Raw genomic sequence first — 16,049 nt, 5'->3', positions numbered from 1 at the left:
CCCCCCCGCCGCGATGTGGGTAGAAAAGGAAGGCGCCTATGGCAACGCCGAGCGCCGCACACACGTGTGGCACCAGCTGGTTAGCGCGCCGGGGCAAGCGCGTTCCGATCTCTGGCAGCTGATGGAGTTTTCCAAACGCTTCACCACCGACGAAGTCTGGCCAGCCGAGCTGTTGGCCAAGTCACCGAGCCTGAAGGGCAAGACACTGTTCGAGGTGCTGTACAAGAACGGTCAGGTCGATAGTTTCCCCGTTTCGGATATCGAAGAAGGCTACCGAAATCAGGAATCGGAGGCCTACGGCTTTTACGTGCAAAAAGGCCTGTTCGAGGAATATGCCCAGTTTGGCCGCGGCCATGGTCATGACCTTGCCGACTTCGACCGCTACCACCAGGAGCGCGGCCTGCGCTGGCCAGTCGTAGACGGTAAGGAGACCCGCTGGCGCTACCGTGAGGGCCATGACCCTTACGTCGAAAAAGGCTCAGGTGTGCAGTTTTATGGCTATCCAGACAAGCGAGCGATCATCTTCGCACTGCCTTATGAGGCACCCGCCGAAATGCCGGATGAAGACTATCCATTCTGGCTCAGTACCGGCCGTGTTCTCGAGCATTGGCATACCGGCAGCATGACTCAGCGTGTCGACGAGCTGCACCGGGCAGTTCCAGATGCGCTGGTATACATGCACCCCGACGATGCGCGTGACCTCAAAGCCCGCCGCGGCAGCGTGGTCAAGGTCATCAGCCGTCGCGGCGAGATGCAGGCCCGCATCGAAACCCGTGGCCGCAACAAGCCACCGAAAGGGCTGATATTCGTGCCGTTCTTCGACGCCAACAAACTGATCAACAAGGTCACTCTCGATGCGACCGACCCGATCTCCAAGCAAACCGACTACAAGAAATGTGCCGTGAAGATCGAAGTGGTCAGCATCGCCTGAGGAGAGTCGCCATGAAATTTCGCTTACTGCCTTTGACGCTCCTCGCGGTGTTTGGCCTGGCCGTTGCGGCCGGGCCGGATTACCCGCTGGATGCCCCAGCCCCGGACGGACGCCGGCCGGGCGGCACCATCACTCAGGAGTTCACCCCGCCGCCGCTCAAGGATGAGGAGAACAAGGACCTCAAGCGCGAACGCAACTACCCGGAGCAACCACCGACCATTCCGCACACCATTCGCGGTTATCAGGTCGACAAGAACAGCAACAAGTGCTTGTCCTGCCACAGCCGCGCCAACAGCGCACGTACCCAGGCGCCGATGATCAGCATCACGCACTTTACTGATCGCGATAGCCAGACGCTGGGCGCCGTCGCCCCTCGTCGCTACTTTTGCACCCAGTGCCATGTGGTGCAGCACGATGTGAAACCGTTGGTGCAGAACAACTTCGAGAACATCGACGAGCTGCTCTATCACGAAAACAAACAGAACGAACAGTGAGGACGCCTGGATGAAGTCGATACTGTCGTTTCTCAAACGTTACTGGACCGTACTGCGCCGACCGAGTGTGCACTACAGCCTGGGCGTCCTGACGCTCGGGGGGTTTCTTGCTGGGATCATCTTTTGGGGCGGCTTCAACACCGCGCTGGAGGCCACCAACACCGAAGCCTTCTGCATTTCCTGTCACGAGATGGAAGATAACGTGTACATGGAGATCAAGGACACCATCCACTACACCAACCGCTCCGGCGTGCGCGCGACCTGTCCGGATTGCCACGTGCCACACGAATGGACGGACAAGATCGCGCGCAAGATGCAGGCTTCCAAGGAGGTCTGGGGCAAGATTTTCGGCACCATCAACACGCGTGAGAAATTCCTCGGCATGCGCCGGGAAATGGCCGAGCGTGAATGGCGTCGCCTGAAGGCCAATGACTCGCTGGAGTGCCGCAACTGCCACAACTACGAGTTCATGGATTTCACCCGCCAGAGCAAACGCGCCGCTGAGTTCCACTCCACCGCGCTAGGCAAAGGCGAAGCGACCTGCATCGACTGCCACAAGGGCATCGCCCACCGGCTGCCGGATATGCATGGCGTGCCGGGCTGGTAACCGTCAGAGTCGGCGCTGATCCGCATCGACAGCGCCGGATCGCCATTGATGAAACTGAGCCCAGGGACGGGTTCTGGCCTTCCAACCAGCTGGTTCCGCCCTCTCTCCCAAGTCACTGAACAACCCTGTTGCAGCTGTGTCGAACGCCAGCTATCTATCGGATCGTCTCGACATCAACGACAACAAGGAGTCCACCATGCGATATCACCTGTTCGGTGCAGCCCTGATGGCTGTGAGCGCCTTCGCTCACGCGGAAATTCAGACGCAGGAAATCCCCTACACCGCCGCCGATGGCACGAGGATGGTCGGCTATTACGCCTATGACGACGCAATCGAAGGCCAGCGCCCGGGTGTCGTGGTCGTCCATGAATGGTGGGGCCTCAACGACTATGCCAAAAGCCGCGCCCGTGACCTGGCGGGACTCGGTTACAGCGCTCTGGCGATCGACATGTACGGCGAAGGAAAGAACACCGTGCATCCAAAGGACGCGATGAGCTTCATGAAAGCCGCACTGGCCGATGCCGATGCTGCCAAAGCCCGCTTCAACGCCGGTTTGGATCTACTTAAAAAGCAACAGCAGACCGACAGCGCCAAGCTTGCGGCTGTCGGCTACTGCTTCGGCGGCAAGGTCGTACTGGACATGGCTCGCCAGGGTGTCCCGCTTGAAGGTGTCGTCAGCTTCCATGGTGCACTGGCCACCGAAACCCGCGCAGCGCCGGGCAGTGTAAAGGCCCGCGTACTGGTCGAACACGGCAGCGCAGACAGTATGGTCAGCGCCGATGATGTCGCTGCATTGAGCGCCGAAATGGTCAAGGCCGGCGCCGACTATCAGTTCGTCAATCTGCCCGGCGCCAAGCACGGCTTCACTAATCCAGGCGCTGACAAGTTCCAGGAAAAAGGCGTCGACGTGGCTTATGACAAAACCGCAGACGAGCGTTCGTGGAATGACATGCAGCGCTTTCTAGACGAAACATTCGATAGCAGCGGCCGTTGAAGCTACCTGAGCCCTATTGCTGTAACCGTGGTGCTGGCGAGTGGGTCATACGGATTCGCAGGAGTACCGGAAAGCACAAGCGTCCTGGAGAATCCTGATGTCTCAAACGGTTCTATCGTGACGTGCTCTGAGTCCAAAAAACCTGAGTGCACCCTATGCTTTGGCTGTTTCGAATGCTGACGGCTGCGTGACAGCAATCGAACACAACCACAACGGCCGCACGCGGTGCCCCTCTCCCGTTCGCGGAGAGGGTTCGAGGGCGAGCGGCGCCGAACACGCCGATTGCCGCTAACCTAGACTGGCTTTGCCTCGAACGCCCAGCACCGCGCCGAGCGAAGCGCCTGCAAGCCCGCAAGCATCGAATAACGATCATCACCCACACATAAATACGGCTAACCCACCCCGGCCCCGGACCCGCCTCAAGCGCCGCCGCCGTGCTAGCATTGCCGCCAACGCAACCCTCTCTTCATTCCGAATCGATCGCGAGTCATGGCCGAACACGATTTCCGTTACACCCTGCTCAATCCCGGACACACCCTGACCGAATGCCGCGCCCTGGCACCGGGCCGCTACCAGGTCACCGGCAATGGTGGCAATGTCCGCTCCGGCGACATCCTGATCGTCACCCTCAAAGGCAGCCGAGACCTCTCCCAGCGCCTGACCGTCGACAAGGTTCGCCATCTGATCAATCCACCCGGCCAGTGGATGGCCGTAGCGAACGGGCCGGTGTTCAAGGAATTGTCGATCATCAACTGGCAGGTCGATTGCGACGGCTGCGGCAAACAGCTGGATTTCGAGTTTGCCGTGGACGCGGCCAAGGGCGAAGCGGCCCGCGCTCCAGCGGCAGAAGCGCGAATCACCGAGCTGGGCTGGAACAACGACGCCGGCCGTCACCTGTGCCCGGCGTGCCAGAGGGCGAAGTCATGAAAAAAGCCCTGCTGGCCAGCTTGGCCTTCTTGTCCGTAGCGGGCTGTTCGGTAGAACCCCTGACCCTGCAGAACGAAGTCACCTATATCGCCGAATGGATCGGTGACGACCCAGTGGTGGGCCGTAACCCTGTCTCGCTGACCTTCAGCGAAGACCGCGCCTATGGCAACGCGGGTTGCAACCACTGGTTCGCCAGCTATCAACTTGACGGTCAGACGCTGCGCTTCAGCGAAGTCGGCAGCACCCGGAAGATGTGCCCTGAACACATCATGAAGCAGGAACAGCACTTCCTCGAACTGCTCTCGCAGATCGAACGTTGGGACGTCTCCAAGATCGATCAACTGCGCTTCTGGCCCGCCGAAGGCGCCCCGCTGCGAGTTTGGCCGGAACAAAACTGAACTGCGCCAAAGGTGGGCACGCCGGCTAGGGTGTGCCTCTTGAGCAAGCGCAATGCACTGTCCCGGCCAGTATTCAAGGCCTCTTGCCACCGGCCATGCCGCTCGGGTCGTCTGCCGTCAAAACCAGCAAAAGCCGCTAGAACTCGGACACGGCACTCAGGCAACTCACCCGAAGGCCGCCGAGCGCGACAGCAGCGATAGTTGCCAGAATTGGCACGCACTCTGCAATAACCCAGGTGAACCAGTTTTGGGGACCCTGGTACAGGCAGGTCAGGGATTCCCTCTTTTCACACTCGCCAGAAGGGGCGCTAACGCGGCCCCTCGGCTTATCTAGCGATACAGTTCGCGGCGGAAGATCAGCGGCGTAGGCCCTTGATACACACCGAAAGTCGCGATGCCACTAGCCGAGCTCGGCGTCGCAGCGTCATCCCACCGGTATTGCAGCCAGATAGGAAGATTCGGAAAGCTAAGCCGTACCGACCCATCATTGCCCTGACCTGGCGCCGAGAGTGACGCCAGCCCGCCGCCCAGGGATATGCCGCCAACGCTTGCCGCCGTCTCGCCGCTGGCCAGGTTCCCACTGAACCCCGCCAGTGCGGGCTCACCAATCACCGATTCTGTCGTGCACGCATCGCCCTGCTCAGTCAGGAAAAGCGGACCGGCCGCCTCGTTCGGTTGCCGCCATGTTTGCACTGTCAGTGGTAAGGCCAGCGGCTGCAGCTCAGAACCATGCGCGTTGCCGATAGTAAGACGCCCCAGTCGCACTTCCGTACCCGGCGTTTCGGAAAAATCGTAACTGAACCCCTGACAGCCATTCTCGCTGTAGCAAACATCATCAGCATCAATCAGACTCGTTGAACTGAAGCTTTGGCGGTTTTTTGCCATGAAAGGTAGATCTTCGACGCTCGGCGCCAATGCCTGTACATACGTAAGCGTCCGTTCGGACCAGCGGTAAGTGCGTACGCCATCACCATCCTCCTTGCCCAAGGTCTCGGCACCTGGCGCGCCACTGACAGTCAGCCGGCTATCGAGATTCGGTCGGTTGACAACCGAGCTGTAGCTACCCTCCATGGGCGTCGGGAGACGCCAGAAATCCCTCCGGTCGTAGTTCTGCGTGACTGCACCGTCCCGATTCTTTGCGGTGACCGTTAGGGTCGGAGGCTCCTCGGCAGCGAAGGGGATCGGTTGCCCCTGGTAGCTGAACGCAGCGCCGCAGCTAGGGATGAGCCTTGCACTGCCTGATACATCTAGGTACGCGGGCGTTATGCGGCCAATCCGTCGACTGATACCGCCGCCGATGGCTTCGCCCTCATACGCCGGCGGCGTAGCAGTCACTTGAAAAATGCCCACCTCGGAAAAGCGTGGATTGATCATCGTCGACTCACCCAACAGATGATCGTACTGGTCGATGCCGAGCGTCCCGTCCACCCCCGTCGACGGCGCGGTACGGTGATGCGTCAGCGTAATGGTCTTTAAATTGAAGTTCGGTGTAGTGACATTGCCCTTGCACAGGTTATCCGCAGTGCGCAGTTCTGCCGCCATACCAACGTCCTCCCAGCCGACTGCTCGTATGCGAACCGGCAGAGGATCACCGGCGCGAATGACGGTCGCCCCGATCCGGTAAGCCTCACAGCTGGACACCGTATCGGCCGTGCAGCGGCCCTCCGCGGCTGGGTCGGCCTCAATGCAAAGCCCGTAAGGTTTGCTGAGGAATTGATCGGTGCCGACCATGCTCAGGCCATTCTCAGTGCCAGACGTGGGGGCATAGCGTGCATTGAGCTTCATCACACCCGCGTCCCGATACTTCACGGTCAGTGTCGCCGTGGCGTTATCGTCGAAGCTGAGTTCCACCGGCACGGCCGTGATGGTTATCGGGGTATCGTTTACAACAACTGGCCGCGTACCAGTGTCCGGGCGAACGTAGTTGGCACTGAATTCGATAGATCGTTTTCCGCCTGCGAAGCCTGGCACGCATTGCAGCGGGTTCGCCTTATCTGCCTCAACCGCCCGCAACGCCACTTCAACCGGTTGATCGGCTATCAGCGTTGGAACATCGAACAGAAAGCCGCTCTTGACCCCCGCCACCTTGCAGCCCGCCGTTGTGCACGTCGTGGTGCCGAACGACAGCGCGGACGGCGTCGAGCCGCTGACACCGATTGTCGCTACCTTATCGAACTGCGGTACCTGCAACTTTGCAATGCCGACACCCCCGCTCGGAATTTTCAGGATGCCATTGTCAAACCACACGGCATTCTCCGCGGCTAGCGTTACCTCAACCGCCTCGGTGTATAGCTTCGAGCAATCCTCGTTCAAGCAGGCCCTGACGGTGACGTCCTGCGGATTACAGGTCAGCGACGTGGGCGAATAGCTCAGATCGAAATGATGAATCTGCTGACCGATTAGCTCGATCTGCGTGGCGCAGACGCTGAGATTGTCAATGTCGTGGTAGTTCGTCGAGGCACCTGTCGAGCCAGTGAACGACAGAAGGAAGCGAGTTGGTGTCGCCTTCTGCTCGTTCACAGGTGCCAGCACATTGAAGCGATCCAGGTTAGGCAACACTGCAAATGTGCCGCCGGTTTTTCGCTCGACCGTGACGAGGGACTGCCCTGCCGTGCGGCCATCTACCGTGATCCGATAGCGATGCGGTGTGGTCGGCTCGTTGGCGCTGTCGATCGGTGGATTCAATGCCGGCGAGCCAGTCCCCGCGAGGTATCGATAGTCTGCGAGTCCTTCGCCGGACCCGCGCAGCGATACCGAGTCAGGGCGCTGGCCCGGCCCGAGGTTACGACCTTCGGAACTGTTAGAGAAGTTGCCAAACTCATCGAGGGCCACCCCCAGCCACCCGCCAGCGAAACCGTTAGCCCTGCTAGAACTCGTGTTTAGCTGCGCATAGCCCAGCGAACCACCATAGCCGCCAGCTTGCGGCGTCTTGCTGGCGTCCGACAGAATCATCGCGATCCCGTCAGCTCCGCTACCCCCATAAGCGTAGTAATCGAACTCGACCTGAATGTAGTTACCTTCAGCAGGGAGCAAGCGCTGAAGCGCAGTCGCCGTGGCGATGTTGGTTAGCCGGTCGGTAAGGCGCAGCCTGCCATTGGTCACGAAAGGGGTAAAGGTACGTGCACCCTGGCTGCTCACGACCCAGTCATTCGTCAGTCCTTTGGAAAAGTCATCGCCGAAACACTGCAAGCGGCGTGAGCAGGCATGTCGTTCACTGACCAGCGCTGCGATTTCCGCGTCGCTAAGCGCACCGTCGTAGATGCGTAACTCATCTAGCTCACCGTCGAAGTAACGCCCTACAATCTGATCCCACCCCAGTTGCAAGGGGTCTGTATTGGCGCGTGGCGTCCCATTGAACTTCGCTCGCCCTGATTCGACGCCGTTGATGTAAATCCGCTGATCACCAGCCGTATAGCGGATCACCACATGGTTCCACCGCTCCTTCGTGAGCGCTTTATCACTGTTGAACTGTACAGTGGCGTCCGGCCCGGTGGTCTGCCACCACCAGTTCACTGTCCCGTTCGCGTTGAGATGAAATTCATAATTCTCGTCCTTCGACAGAATGCTCATCAAACCGCTCGTTGGGAAACTGCGTGGCTTGACCCACAAGCCAATGGTGAAGCTATCGCGCAACGTCAGCAGATCATTGTGGCCGACCTCGACATACTGGCTGGACCCTGTCGCAAAGGAACCGTAACCGCATGTGCCTCGGGAATCCTCCGCAGCAAGGGCCGGGGTAAGCGACGCAGTCGTTGCGCCATTCATTGCACGACCAGCCAGGGCGTTACCGGAAGCGTCTTTGATCTCTCCCGCCGCTCCGCTCCAGCTTGCTTCGTCAAGCGACCAACTCAGCCGCAACTCAGCCGGCTTGGCGCAGCTGCCTGTCGGTGCGGCGTACTGAACGGTCGCATTCGAGCCTAATTCGATATTTGCAGCCGTTACCGCGCCGTAAATGCGCGACGAGTACCCAAGGCTGACGTTTTGCTGGGCGTACAGGTATCCGCTGAAAGTCGTCTCGCTGTTGAACGTGACATCGCGGTAACCGTACAGGAACAACCTGCTCGCTGTGCCAGCACTTTCCACCGCTGGCGAGTTATACAGGGAGCGATACCCGAGGGTGATGGCATCGCGGACGAACAGCCGTACCTGTCCATTGCCGGCCACCTGGATTTGCGATTCGGAACCAGTCGAAAGCGAACCAACCCAGTAGTCGCCAGGCGACAGCCGCAACGTGGCCCGGTATCCCACCTCAAGCTGCGCGACGTAGAAGGTCTGACCGTTGCTGTTTAGCGTCAGCTGCCCCTCAGTGCCGACCGACATCCTGCGAAAGCGATTCGTCCCATCACCGGTAACCGTTTGAACCTGACGGTAGCCGACACTGACGTCAGTCGTGCTACTGGCGTTCTGGAAACTACCAGGCGATTGAGAGGGACCGTTCGCATTGATGGCTTCGCATTGCTTCGAGCTGCACGTCGGTACGAACCATGACCACCAATCACGATAGATAGCGCCCGCGTGCAGACGTCCGTCGGGACTACCTTGCAGTTGCGAGTTATAGCTGAAATCGATCAGACCTTTGTTGTAGCTCTGTAACCCGTCCGGGAAATTCTCGGCACAGACGCCGAGTTCGGCACGTAGCCCAAGCGTAGGCCAGCACACCAAAAGCCAGACAACCAGAACTCTGAACCAATACTTCGAGGTCATCAGGGCTTCCTTTCGATGACAGCACTAAGCTGCCGGTAGGCATAGTCCGCACGCTCGCTTGGTTCACCGTTTTGTGCCGTAGCGACCAGACGGTAAAGACTGATAGCGCTGCCGTCAGCATCGGTATAGACATCGCGCACGCATTCGACTTGCAACGCAAACTCGTCAAGCCCGATGTCAGTCAGTGCCGGCGTGGCGGTGGTATCACACGAACCCGCATTCATCGCGCGAGAAATCCCCCATTCCAACCCGGCGCGGGCAGCCTGATAGGCGCGGGCCTGCTGAATTGACAGACTGGTCGTACCGTTCTGGGTTGTGGAAAGCCGGGTCATCGCCAGAATGATCAGCGTGACGACGATCATCAGGAACATGGCAGCGACGAGGCCGAAGCCTCGCTCATGATGCGCAGCATTGATGTCAGGGCGCATTGTCGACATGAACCTGTTGCAACAGACGAAGGCGCTCACCATCCTGCTCGATACCCAACGTCAATGACAGCAGCCCGCCGCGCTGCGTTGTGCCGGGTTGATAAGCGAAGTTGCACGCGCTCACCGAACCGGCGAGCGGTTGTGGATCGGAACCTGCAGGTGGTTGCGCGGGTAGCGAACCAAGAATCGTTGTGTAGCTGTAGCGCACCAGTTTCCCGCTCTGACAGCGGTACCCAACCACTCGCTCAGCCAGGTACAGGCGCCGCTGCGGCGAGGAGAAGGCGAATCGGAAACCGCCTGAGGGCAGGTTTTCGAGTGCAAGCTGTGTCTCGCCAGCGGGGGCGTTCGCCACACGATCGAACGTGACACCACTCGGGGTAATCACGCCGGGGTTACCGCCGCCCCAGACATTGGCGCCTGAAACAGGGTTGCCGCCCGATTCAGCGCCGATGTTGTACAGCACTAACCACCGCGCGCCGTCCGGGTCGAACTTGGGGTCGAGCACTTGCACCGTGTCGCAGCGACCACCCTGGGTGGTACTGCCACAGCTGCCCGGAGCCGCCGATGCGAACCGCAGACCATCACTATCGTTACGGTTCGGCCGGTAGCGCGCAGCGCTGTGGATGAGTAACAGCTCCAGCGCTTGCCCGTCGGCTGAAACCCTGAGCGAGTTAGGCACGGCAAGCCGCACCTCACGCACCATCCGGCTCAATGCGACGGATCCTAGATCGACCAGCTCAGCACGCCGACTCTGCGCCACGAACCCTTCCATAGGCCGAGCGAACAGAACACTCACCATCACCGCGACCACCCCAGCCAATGCGATCACGATGACTAACTCAACGAGCGTAAACCCGCGCATTCGGTTCATGGACAACTGCCCGCACCGCTGGCGTCGACTTCGCCATAACACGTTCGCACGCCAGTAAGAGAGAGCTTTTGGCCCGTGGGGTCGGTCACCGCCACATCAAACCGCAAGGCTTGCACGCCATCAAAAGCGTTCGGCCCTTGTACCGTTACGTCTACCCGGTAGCCGACCAGCTCAGAGATAGGCGCACCGAACGCGTTGCGCGGAGGAAAATCGGACAAGCCATGGTAATCGCGTACGTCGTTAAAGCAGGTACGCGCCTGTGCACAAGCCGGCTGTGCAAGGACGGAGAACGCCTGCAACGCGATTTCTTCCAGGTACGCTTCTGCCAGCGACAAGCTCTGCTGGCGCAACATAGGATCAGCGGACCGGCCGGTAATCGAAGCCATCGCGGAGTACAGCGCGGCTGCGCAGAGCCCAACGACAACAATCGTGAGCATCAACTCAATCAACGTCATGCCGCGCTGTGAGCATCGACCATTGTGTTTGGAGGGACGTCCACTGGTCATTGCGACGTTACCAAGCCGGTCTCGGCATTGATCTGCATAGAAAAGGCGCCGACCGCCGTGCTTGCCGCGCTTGAGGGGCGCCCGAGCGAATCGAACACCACCGGAAAATTGGTTGCTGACACCGAAACCCCAGGAGGAGCGGTGCCGGCAAACGGAAGCTGGCCATCTGGCCCATGCACATCGATGGTGTACGCACCTTTTGTGCATTTCACGGCCTGGCGCAGACGGTAGCCGCTAGCATCCAGGCTGATCCGAGTCAGACAACCGCTGGCCAAGGCCAGCTTTTGCGCATAACGCACCGCCGAGACCGTTTCCTCGAAAAACAGGCGCTCATCGAACACCTTTCGATCGAAGAAACGCGGCCCCACCACAGCGGCGAGGATGCCGATGATGACAAGGGTCATCACCAGCTCGACGAGGGTGAAGCCGCGGGATGAGGTCATGACAATGTGTAGAGCGTCAATTTCTAGCCGGCGCAGCAAGTATTAACAGGAGGTCACATTCGCTACGATTTTCGGAGCGGCAGTAACAGGTCCGGTGTTATCGGACGCAGCTTTCGCGGCAGTGTATGTCACTTGGCATGTGCCGCTAGGTTTTGCTTTAAGCTGGTAAATGATTGCAGCGCCACCAGCTGAATCGCCCTCAGTCGTCGCGGTGTAGTCCTCAGAATTGATATTTGCCGCAGCGCCGATCCCGTCTGCGAGCGCCTGCGGATAACCGTTAACCATTTTTATGGCTACGCCTTCCATTGTCACATCAGCCCCCAACGTACTTGCTTTAGCGAGCTGCGCTGCATGGGCAATCGCAGCGGCAGATTTTAAGGTTCCCTCTAGACCGCGGATCGAAGCCGCACGCGCGTCGCCGCTAAAGTCCGCAAACCTGGGTAGCGCAAACGCCGCAAGAATGCCCAGAATCACAATAACCATGATCAGCTCGATCAGGGTGAAACCACTTTGCTGCTTTTTCATGTGCATTCTCCGGAACGCGTTAGTTGAAGGTGTAGGCCACTTGGCCGGTCGTGCTGTCGTAGGTAATGGCGTCATCGCCACCGTCACGTTGGTAGGTGAAGGTGCAGATAGCGGTGGTCTTGGTCGGGACGTAGTCCGGGTCGCTGCCAGATACAGTCGGGATGGATCCCTGCAGTACGTTGTTCCAGAGATTGGTACAGTGCAGATCGGTACCTTCTGTATTCATCGGCCATCCGGCCGCGTTTACATCGACTGTGTTGTTACCAAAACCGGTGACGTTGGTGTTGGGGCTTGTGCCGCTCTTTGCGCGATTGACCTCCCACTGTGCGCGAACGAGCGCCACGGCTGAACCGAGGGCGCCAGCGGTGCCAGCTACCGCAGCTTTATGAGCTTCCTTCGTCGCATTCATAAACCGCGGCAGCGCAACCGCCGCCAAGATGCCGAGAATGGCGATGACCACCACCAACTCGATCAGGGTGAATCCGTTCTGTTTTTTCATTACCTTGCTCGCTCCTCGGTTGCGTCTATCCATATGGCCAGTTTTCCGGCCGGGACGGGTTTAAGTTCAGGTTCATGAATCCGTCCGGCTTCGTGAACCTGTTATTGCCTGGTCAGGCGCGGTAGGCGCGCCAATTGCGTCATCCTTCCCCTGCAGCGGCCGCCTCGCTGACTCACAAGCTGCGCCAGGGCATTGGCACTACCGGACTGAAAGCACAGCAGTGCAAACAGCCAGCCAAACGGAACGGCAGTCGGCGCGACCGACTGGTATCGCCGATCACGCTCCCCCCCTTGCTGCCGAGGCGAGATCCCACATCGGCAAAAACACACCGAGCGCCAGCACCAACACCATCACGCCCATGCAGACGATCAGAATCGGTTCGATGGCATCCGCCAATTGCTTGAGGTCGTAGTCGACTTCCTGTTCGTAGAAATCAGCCACTTCGATAAAGAGGTCATCCAGCGCGCCAGTTTCTTCGCCGACGGCCATCATCTGCAGCACCAATGGAGTGAACAGGCCGGAGTTGTGCGCCGAGCGGGCCAGTGCTTCGCCGCGTTCGACGCTTTCGCGGATGCCGAGGATCGCTTCGCCAATGTGCCGGTTGCCAACGCTGGCGCTGTTGATCGACAAGGTTTGCAGCAGCGGCACGCCGGCGCGATACATCATCGCGAAGGTGCGGGTGAAGCGCGCCAGGGCGATGCGCTCGAAGATGCCGCCGACGATGGGCAGGCGCAGCTTGATGCGGTCCCAGCGCAAGCGCCCGGCGTCGGTTTCGACCCATTTGAAGAAGGCGTAAAGCCCACCAACGATGCCCAGCAGCAGCAACCACCACCAATCGCGCATGAAGTTGGAAGTGCCGATCAGCACGCGGGTCGCCCAGGGCAACTGGGCGTGAAACTGAGCGAACACCTTGGCGAACGCCGGGATCACCAACAGGTTGATCACCGCCAGCGCGACGCCCATGGCGACCATGACGAAGATTGGGTAGCGGGTGGCCTGTTTGATGCGCTTGCGGGTTTCGCGCTCCAGTTCGAGGTAGGCCGACAACTGTCTAAAGGCCTGATCGAGCTGGCCGGTGTTCTCACCAACGCTGACCATGCTGACGAAGAGGTTGTTGAACACCTTGGGATGGGCGTTCAGCGCCACGGCCATCGATTGACCGCTCTCCAGGCTGGCGCGCACGTCCTGCAGTATCTGTCGGAAAAACAGGTTTCGGTTCGACTCAGCCAGACCGCCGATAGCGCGGATGATCGGCACGCCGGCCTTGCTCAGGCTGTACATCTGGCGGCTAAAGATGATCAGTTCGTCCAGATCAACGCGCTTGCGCCGCAGCTTTTCGCGCAGCGTGGCCAACGCATCGTTGCTACCCGACTGAATCTCTCCGGCTTCGATGGTCAGCGGGGTGATTTGCCGTGACAGCAGCTCGCCCGCAACGGAATCGGCACTGGTTCCCTCGAGCGCTCCGCTGATCTTGACGCCTTGGGCGTTGCGACCGGTGTAACGGAAGGCAGGCATCAGGCGCACCCTCCAACTGCTTTTGAGATCGACCGTTGCCGCCGAGCGCTACCCAGAAGCGCCCCCTCACCCCAACCCTCTCCCCGCGGCGGAGAGGGAGTTTCCGTGCTGACGTGAGGTTCAGTGATATCTGAGGGTTGCGAGCACGCCGTACCTACGTAGGAGCGAGCTTGCTCGCGAACACGCTTTTCCGTGCCGCCTTCGTTCGCCAGCAAGCTGGCTCCTACAAAAGCAGCGGAATCCGCCTGGATAGCGACATGAATCAAAGCCGAACGTTGGAGGTGGTTAATCCGAAGCCTCGCCACACTCTGGGGAGTAGCCGTGCGCTGATGCGAGCCAGCGCTATCCACGCGATTGTAGGACCGAGCTTGCGCGCGAAGGCTGTGTTCGGCTGAGCATCCCGGGTTCGCCAGCAAGCTGGCTCCTACAAAAGTGGCGGTGCGGCTTGGCGCAGCTGCAGTGATCACGCCGCCACCTCGTCATCAGCCAGGGTCGCGCAGACCTTGAGGACCTCATCGACGCTGGTGATGCCGGCGATGGCGTAATCCAGCGCGCACTCGGCCAGCGGCCGGTAGTGCGGTTGTTGACGTGCGGCTTCGGCGAAGCCCTGTGGATCACCGCGACGCAGCGCGGCGACCATCGGCTCGTCGAGTTCGAGCAGCTCGTAGACGCCAATCCGGCCGCTGTACCCACTGTTGTGGCAGTGATGGCAGCCGCTACCGCGACGGAAACGTTTGTCAGCCAGCGAATTGCCGTGTAGCGCCTCCAACCAGGCCAGCTGGCGCGGATCGGGTTGATGGTCTTCCTGGCAATTCTCGCAGACGCGGCGGATAAGGCGCTGGGCCAGTACGGCGTTGAGAGCAGTGGCGACGAGGAAGGGCTCCACGCCCATGTCGATCAGGCGCATGGCCGATGTCAGGGCGTCGTTGGTGTGCAACGTCGATAGCACCAGGTGGCCGGTCAGTGCGGCACGCAGGCCGATCTCGGCGGTTTCCTGATCGCGGATCTCACCGACCAAGACGATGTCCGGGTCCTGGCGCAGGGCGGCGCGCAGCACGCGCGCAAAGGTCAGTTCGATCTTGGCGTTGACCTGCACCTGGTTGACCCGCGGCAGGCGGTATTCCACCGGATCTTCCACGGTAATGATCTTCTTCTCCGGGCTGTTCAGCTCCGAGAGGCCCGCGTACAGGGTGGTGGTTTTGCCCGAACCGGTCGGGCCGGTAACCAGCACCATGCCGTGCGGTCGTTGCAGCAGACGGCGGAAGCGCTCGAGCATCGCGGGCGGCATGCCCGTGCCATCCAGCTTGAACATGGCGCCGCTCTGGTCGAGCAGCCGCATCACCACCGATTCGCCGAACTGCACGGGCATGGTCGATACCCGCACGTCGAGGTTGCGGTTCTTCACCCGGATATTGAAGCGGCCATCCTGCGGCAGGCGCTTTTCGGAGATATCCAGGCCGGACATGATCTTCAGGCGCATGACCAGCGCCGAGGCGACGCGGTGTTCCTTCATCACCTGCTCGTTGAGCACGCCATCGATACGCTGACGGATCCGCACCACGCCCTCGTCGGGTTCGATGTGAATGTCGGAAGCCTTCATCTGCACGGCATCCTCGAACAGCGTCTGCAGCAGGCGCACCACTGGCGCATCGCTGTTGCTGTCCGCGCCGAGACGCGAGAGATCGAAATCGCTCTCCTGCAGTTCACCTTCCAGCTCACCGGCCAGCGACGCGATTTCGCTGGTACGTCGGTAGAGCTGGTCAAGCGCGCCGAGCAGTTCGCTTTCACGCACCACGGCTGGGAAGACCCGTTTGCCGAGCAGGCGCTCCATCTCGTCCTGGGCGAACAAGTCGAGTGGATCGGTCATGCCGACCAGCACACCCTCTGCCTGGCGGGACAGCACGATGACGCGGAAACGCCGCGCCATCACCTCGGGCAGGGACTGGGTCAGCTGGTTGTCGAACTTGTAGTGTTTGAGCTCGACGAAGGGGATGTTCAGCTGCTCGGACAGCGCGCGCAGCAAACGGCCTTCATCGATAAAACCGAGATCCAGCACCGTGCGGCCCAGCTTCGAGCCGGTCCGTTTCTGGTCCTGCAGCGCGAGCTGCAACTGAGCGTCACTGATCAGCCCAGCCTGGACCAGCAGGTCGCCGAGGCGAATCTTGCGCTGGCGGATGTCCTGAGTCATTGCGTCCCTCCGAGGGAAC

15 protein-coding genes are annotated in these 16,049 nt (G+C 60.2%); 6 read left to right on the top strand and 9 right to left on the bottom strand.

The annotated features are described in order from the left end of the window. From PSTU_RS0113500 to PSTU_RS0113475, 6 genes are all read left to right on the top strand, one after another. Window positions 1–931 (top strand): molybdopterin dinucleotide binding domain-containing protein (locus PSTU_RS0113500; RefSeq protein WP_036993231.1); only part of this gene is annotated, 931 nt, incomplete at its 5' end. 11 nt (window positions 932–942) lie between these two features. Then, on the top strand, window positions 943–1,425 hold the full coding sequence (locus tag PSTU_RS0113495; protein WP_019341553.1) for a nitrate reductase cytochrome c-type subunit: 483 nt from the start codon (window positions 943–945) through the stop codon (window positions 1,423–1,425). A gap of 10 nt (window positions 1,426–1,435) precedes the next feature. Continuing rightward, window positions 1,436–2,032: a cytochrome c3 family protein gene (locus PSTU_RS0113490; RefSeq protein WP_019341552.1), complete on the top strand. Its 597-nt coding sequence runs from the start codon at window positions 1,436–1,438 to the stop codon at window positions 2,030–2,032. 196 nt (window positions 2,033–2,228) lie between these two features. Then, window positions 2,229–3,026 (top strand): dienelactone hydrolase family protein, encoded by a 798-nt coding sequence (locus tag PSTU_RS0113485; protein ID WP_019341551.1) that lies wholly within the window; start codon window positions 2,229–2,231, stop codon window positions 3,024–3,026. A gap of 489 nt (window positions 3,027–3,515) precedes the next feature. Beyond that, a complete protein-coding gene (locus PSTU_RS0113480; RefSeq protein ID WP_019341550.1) occupies window positions 3,516–3,953 on the top strand; it encodes a hypothetical protein in 438 nt (145 codons plus the stop codon). After that, window positions 3,950–4,351 (top strand): META domain-containing protein, encoded by a 402-nt coding sequence (locus PSTU_RS0113475; protein ID WP_019341549.1) that lies wholly within the window; start codon window positions 3,950–3,952, stop codon window positions 4,349–4,351. The genes PSTU_RS0113480 and PSTU_RS0113475 overlap by 4 nt, the downstream gene beginning before the upstream one ends. Before the next feature lie 330 nt (window positions 4,352–4,681). Here PSTU_RS0113475 and PSTU_RS0113470 read toward each other — a convergent pair whose 3' ends face one another. The 9 genes from PSTU_RS0113470 to PSTU_RS0113425 all read right to left on the bottom strand — a co-directional run bounded on the left by PSTU_RS0113470 (window position 4,682) and on the right by PSTU_RS0113425 (window position 16,030). After that, a complete protein-coding gene (locus PSTU_RS0113470; protein ID WP_019341548.1) occupies window positions 4,682–9,055 on the bottom strand; it encodes a DUF6701 domain-containing protein in 4,374 nt (1,457 codons plus the stop codon). Beyond that, the gene (locus tag PSTU_RS0113465; RefSeq protein ID WP_237709875.1) at window positions 9,055–9,426 is read right to left on the bottom strand and encodes a hypothetical protein; all 372 of its coding nucleotides are present in this window, start codon (window positions 9,424–9,426) and stop codon (window positions 9,055–9,057) included. Before PSTU_RS0113465 ends, PSTU_RS0113470 begins: the two co-directional genes overlap by 1 nt. A 46-nt stretch (window positions 9,427–9,472) precedes the next feature. Then, window positions 9,473–10,354 carry a PilW family protein gene (locus tag PSTU_RS0113460; RefSeq protein WP_029404777.1) on the bottom strand — a complete coding sequence of 294 codons (882 nt, stop codon included), beginning with the start codon at window positions 10,352–10,354 and terminating at the stop codon, window positions 9,473–9,475. After that, window positions 10,351–10,860, bottom strand: a complete 510-nt coding sequence (locus tag PSTU_RS0113455) for a prepilin-type N-terminal cleavage/methylation domain-containing protein (RefSeq protein ID WP_237709874.1) — start codon at window positions 10,858–10,860, stop codon at window positions 10,351–10,353. The genes PSTU_RS0113460 and PSTU_RS0113455 overlap by 4 nt, the downstream gene beginning before the upstream one ends. Further along, window positions 10,857–11,303, bottom strand: a complete 447-nt coding sequence (locus tag PSTU_RS0113450) for a prepilin-type N-terminal cleavage/methylation domain-containing protein (RefSeq protein WP_019341544.1) — start codon at window positions 11,301–11,303, stop codon at window positions 10,857–10,859. The genes PSTU_RS0113455 and PSTU_RS0113450 overlap by 4 nt, the downstream gene beginning before the upstream one ends. Window positions 11,304–11,345: 42 nt before the next feature. Next, the gene (locus PSTU_RS20815; protein WP_019341543.1) at window positions 11,346–11,828 is read right to left on the bottom strand and encodes a type II secretion system protein; all 483 of its coding nucleotides are present in this window, start codon (window positions 11,826–11,828) and stop codon (window positions 11,346–11,348) included. Window positions 11,829–11,847: 19 nt separating this feature from the next. After that, the gene (locus PSTU_RS22180; protein WP_019341542.1) at window positions 11,848–12,327 is read right to left on the bottom strand and encodes a type II secretion system protein; all 480 of its coding nucleotides are present in this window, start codon (window positions 12,325–12,327) and stop codon (window positions 11,848–11,850) included. A 276-nt stretch (window positions 12,328–12,603) separates the two neighbouring features. Continuing rightward, window positions 12,604–13,842 carry a type II secretion system F family protein gene (locus PSTU_RS0113435; protein ID WP_019341541.1) on the bottom strand — a complete coding sequence of 413 codons (1,239 nt, stop codon included), beginning with the start codon at window positions 13,840–13,842 and terminating at the stop codon, window positions 12,604–12,606. A 463-nt stretch (window positions 13,843–14,305) separates the two neighbouring features. Beyond that, window positions 14,306–16,030, bottom strand: a complete 1,725-nt coding sequence (locus tag PSTU_RS0113425; RefSeq protein WP_019341539.1) for a GspE/PulE family protein — start codon at window positions 16,028–16,030, stop codon at window positions 14,306–14,308. Window positions 16,031–16,049: the final 19 nt, after the last annotated feature.

It is taken from the genome of Stutzerimonas stutzeri SDM-LAC, assembly GCF_000235745.1.
GTDB lineage: Bacteria > Pseudomonadota > Gammaproteobacteria > Pseudomonadales > Pseudomonadaceae > Stutzerimonas > Stutzerimonas stutzeri_H.
Note: the sequence above shows the minus strand (reverse complement) of the source record. Positions and strands in the feature narration are given on the sequence as shown.

What these genes read in the sequence shown, in the direction of transcription:
- PSTU_RS0113495 (WP_019341553.1), top strand. Translation starts at nt 943, where the DNA reads ATGAAATTTCGCTTACTGCCTTTGACGCTCCTCGCGGTGTTTGGCCTG.
- PSTU_RS0113490 (WP_019341552.1), top strand. Translation starts at nt 1,436, where the DNA reads ATGAAGTCGATACTGTCGTTTCTCAAACGTTACTGGACCGTACTGCGC.
- PSTU_RS0113485 (WP_019341551.1), top strand. Translation starts at nt 2,229, where the DNA reads ATGCGATATCACCTGTTCGGTGCAGCCCTGATGGCTGTGAGCGCCTTC.
- PSTU_RS0113480 (WP_019341550.1), top strand. Translation starts at nt 3,516, where the DNA reads ATGGCCGAACACGATTTCCGTTACACCCTGCTCAATCCCGGACACACC.
- PSTU_RS0113475 (WP_019341549.1), top strand. Translation starts at nt 3,950, where the DNA reads ATGAAAAAAGCCCTGCTGGCCAGCTTGGCCTTCTTGTCCGTAGCGGGC.
- PSTU_RS0113470 (WP_019341548.1), bottom strand. Translation starts at nt 9,055, where the DNA reads ATGACCTCGAAGTATTGGTTCAGAGTTCTGGTTGTCTGGCTTTTGGTG.
- PSTU_RS0113465 (WP_237709875.1), bottom strand. Translation starts at nt 9,426, where the DNA reads ATGTTCCTGATGATCGTCGTCACGCTGATCATTCTGGCGATGACCCGG.
- PSTU_RS0113460 (WP_029404777.1), bottom strand. Translation starts at nt 10,354, where the DNA reads ATGAACCGAATGCGCGGGTTTACGCTCGTTGAGTTAGTCATCGTGATC.
- PSTU_RS0113455 (WP_237709874.1), bottom strand. Translation starts at nt 10,860, where the DNA reads ATGACCAGTGGACGTCCCTCCAAACACAATGGTCGATGCTCACAGCGC.
- PSTU_RS0113450 (WP_019341544.1), bottom strand. Translation starts at nt 11,303, where the DNA reads ATGACCTCATCCCGCGGCTTCACCCTCGTCGAGCTGGTGATGACCCTT.
- PSTU_RS20815 (WP_019341543.1), bottom strand. Translation starts at nt 11,828, where the DNA reads ATGAAAAAGCAGCAAAGTGGTTTCACCCTGATCGAGCTGATCATGGTT.
- PSTU_RS22180 (WP_019341542.1), bottom strand. Translation starts at nt 12,327, where the DNA reads ATGAAAAAACAGAACGGATTCACCCTGATCGAGTTGGTGGTGGTCATC.
- PSTU_RS0113435 (WP_019341541.1), bottom strand. Translation starts at nt 13,842, where the DNA reads ATGCCTGCCTTCCGTTACACCGGTCGCAACGCCCAAGGCGTCAAGATC.
- PSTU_RS0113425 (WP_019341539.1), bottom strand. Translation starts at nt 16,030, where the DNA reads ATGACTCAGGACATCCGCCAGCGCAAGATTCGCCTCGGCGACCTGCTG.